This window comes from Streptomyces scabichelini (assembly GCF_011045015.1).
In the GTDB taxonomy this organism is placed as follows: domain Bacteria; phylum Actinomycetota; class Actinomycetes; order Streptomycetales; family Streptomycetaceae; genus Streptomyces; species Streptomyces scabichelini.
On the sequence record NZ_JAAKZY010000427.1, the window covers coordinates 1 to 2722 of the forward strand.

Genomic DNA, 2722 nt, shown 5'->3' on the forward strand with positions numbered 1-2722 from the left:
GGCGGGGTCGGGTCCGGTGGCCTGGCGGCGGCGGTCGAGTTCGGCAGCGATGCGGTGCTGCTGGCCGTGCCGTACGCGGCTGCCGTGGAGGTCATCTCGGGCCTCGAAGTCGCCCTGCGCGAACGGGTGTTGGTGGACTGCGGCAATCCGGTGGGGCCCGGCTTCCTCCTGGAGACGCGGGACGGGCTTTCGGCGGCCGGCGAGATCGCGGCGGCGGCGCCCGGCGCTCACGTAGTCAAGGCCTTCAACCTCTGCCACGAGGACGTCTGGCGGCTGACGCCGCCCGTCTTCGAGGGCCGCCCGCTCGCGGTCCCGCTGGCCGGGGACTCGCAGGACGCGCTCGCGGTCGTACGACGACTCGTACGCGCCCTGGGCTGCGAGCCGCTGAACGCGGGCGGCCTCGACCGGGCGGGGCTGCTGGAGGCGACCGCGGCGCTGTTGATCGGGCTGTGGGTGGGGGAGGGGGCGGACGCGCAGGCGATCTCCCCGCCGGTGGAGTTCGCGGGGGCGAGGTGATGCCTGGCGGCGCGAGAAGGGCTGCTGACGGGCGCTACACCCTACGCAGCGAGCACAACGTGTCGATGCGGTTCGTCGTGATCGAGTCGACCCCCGCATCCAGCAGCCGTCGCATGGACCGGCGCGTGTCGGGCGTCCACACCGACAACAGGTAGCCGTCGCGGTGGAGGCGGGCGGCGATGTCCCGGTCGACCAGGCTGAAGCGGTAGTTGAGCCAGCGGGGGCGTATGGCGTCGAGGAGGGCGGGCCGCGGGGGTGCGAGGGTCGTCCAGGTGAGGGCGATCTCCGCGGCGGGGTCGGCCGCGCGGACGGCGAGCATGGTCTCGGCACCGGCGCTGTAGTACACCCGCTCGTCGGCCCCGAGGTCGCGGATGACCTCGACGATCCGGCGTACGGCACGAGGGTTCGCGGCACCCGGCAGATCGACCATGAAGCGGCCGTGGTCGGTCGACTTCAGGACCTCCTCCAGCGTGGGAATCCCACCGGCGGTGAGCCCGCGCACCTCGTCCGAGGAGAGCGAGAGCAGCGGCCGGTCGTGTTCCCACAGCCGCTTCAGCGTCGCGTCGTGCAGCAGCACCGGCACGTCGTCGCGGGTCAGCCGGACATCGAACTCGACGGCGTCCGCGCCCCGTTGGAGCGCGGAACGCAGCGAGTCGATCGTGTTCTCACGGACGCGGTAGGGGTCGCCTCGATGGGCCACGGCTGTCACGGTGCGCATGGGCCCATTGTGCTGGCTGACGCCATGCCTGTTCAGGGCGCGAGCCACGCGGAGGTGTAGGTGTCGATCTCGGCGGCCAGCCTCGTCTTGCCGGCCGGGTCGAGGAACGACACCTCGACGGCATTCTTGGCGAGTGCGGCGAGACCCTGTTCGTCGAGGTCGAGGAGGCGGGCGGCCACCGCGTACTCGTTGTTGAGGTCGGTGCCGAACATCGGCGGGTCGTCGGAGTTGATCGTGACGAGCACCCCGGTCCGTACGAACTCCTTGATGGGGTGCTCGTCGAGCGTGCGGACCGCGCGCGTGGCGATGTTGGAGGTCGGGCAGACCTCCAGGGCGATGCGGTGCTCGGCGAGGTGCGCGAGGAGCTTGGGGTCCCGCGCGGAGCTGGTGCCGTGCCCGATGCGCTCGGCGCGCAGCTCGGTCAGGGCGTCCCAGACGGTCTCGGGACCGGTCGTCTCGCCCGCGTGCGGTACGGAGCGCAGGCCGGCCGCGATCGCGCGGTCGAAGTACGACTTGAACTGCGGCCGGGGTACGCCGACTTCGGGCCCGCCGAGCCCGAACGAGACGAGACCCTCGGGCCGGATCCTGTCGGTGGTGGCGAGCCGGACGGTCTCCTCGGCGGCCTGGATCCCCGCCTCTCCGGGAATGTCGAAGCACCAGCGCAGTACGGTCCCGAAGTCGGCCTCCGCGGCCTTGCGGGCGTCCTCGATCGCGTCCATGAACCCGCCCTCGTCGATACCGCGACGGGTCGAGGAGAACGGTGTGACGGTCAGCTCGGCGTAGCGGATCTGCTGCCGGGCCATGTCGCGGGCGATCTCGTACGTCAGGAGGCGTACGTCCTCCGGAGTGCGGATGAGGTCCACGACGGACAGGTACACCTCGATGAAGTGGGCGAAGTCCGTGAACGTGAAGTAGTCGACGAGGGCCTCGGGGTCCGTCGGCACCTTGGAGTCGGGGTGGCGGGCGGCCAGTTCCGAGACGATACGGGGGGAGGCGGAGCCGACGTGGTGCACGTGGAGTTCGGCCTTGGGCAGGCCGGCGATGAAGGAGTGCAGGTCGCGTGTGGCGGGCCGGCCGTTCGGGTCGCGGTGGGTGGTCAAGGGTTCCTCCCCGGGACGGCGCCCGGTCGCTGTCCGGTGGGTTCCGGTGGTCTGCGGCGGGCGCGGGTGATCGGCTGATCGGTGGTGCGGGATCATCGTAGGCCGGGTTCCACGGGGTCCGTGGCCCGGCCGTAACATGACGGAACGTACGACAGAGGGGACTCCGCGCATGTCCGACGACGCGCAGACGCCGGGTGCGCCGGGCAACGGCGCACCGGACCCGTGGGCTCCGCCCGGACACGGGGCTCCGGCAGACGGCGCCCCGGGCCCCGGCCCGCAGGACGCGCCTCCCCAGCCGAAGGTCCCGCTGGACAAGCCGGCCGCCCCCGCCCCGCGGTCCGTGCACGACCAGCCGACGGTCACCTCGATGCCGGGTGCGGGCACGCCG

Annotated in this window: 2 protein-coding genes and 2 pseudogenes; 2 read left to right on the forward strand and 2 right to left on the reverse strand. The window is 72.2% G+C overall.

The window, feature by feature from the left end; translation table 11 throughout:
• Positions 1-516, forward strand: a 516-nt coding sequence (locus tag G5C60_RS50275) for an NADPH-dependent F420 reductase (protein ID WP_165270959.1), incomplete at its 5' end; no start/stop codon positions are given.
• Positions 517-550: 34 nt separating this feature from the next.
• Here G5C60_RS50275 and G5C60_RS50280 read toward each other — a convergent pair.
• Both G5C60_RS50280 and G5C60_RS50285 read right to left on the reverse strand, forming a co-directional pair.
• Entirely contained in the window at positions 551-1234 is a 684-nt protein-coding gene (locus G5C60_RS50280; protein WP_165270961.1) for a glycerophosphodiester phosphodiesterase, read from the reverse strand.
• Positions 1235-1266: 32 nt separating this feature from the next.
• Positions 1267-2440 (reverse strand): annotated as a pseudogene (locus tag G5C60_RS50285) (adenosine deaminase); the annotation flags it as partial.
• A 63-nt stretch (positions 2441-2503) separates the two neighbouring features.
• On the opposite strand from G5C60_RS50285, the pseudogene G5C60_RS50290 reads away from it, so the two are divergent.
• A pseudogene (locus tag G5C60_RS50290) lies at positions 2504-2722 on the forward strand (DUF4190 domain-containing protein); the annotation flags it as partial.

Bases quoted from the DNA above. Each gene is read 5' to 3' on its own strand.
- G5C60_RS50280 (WP_165270961.1), bottom strand. From the start codon at position 1,234: ATGCGCACCGTGACAGCCGTGGCCCATCGAGGCGACCCCTACCGCGTC.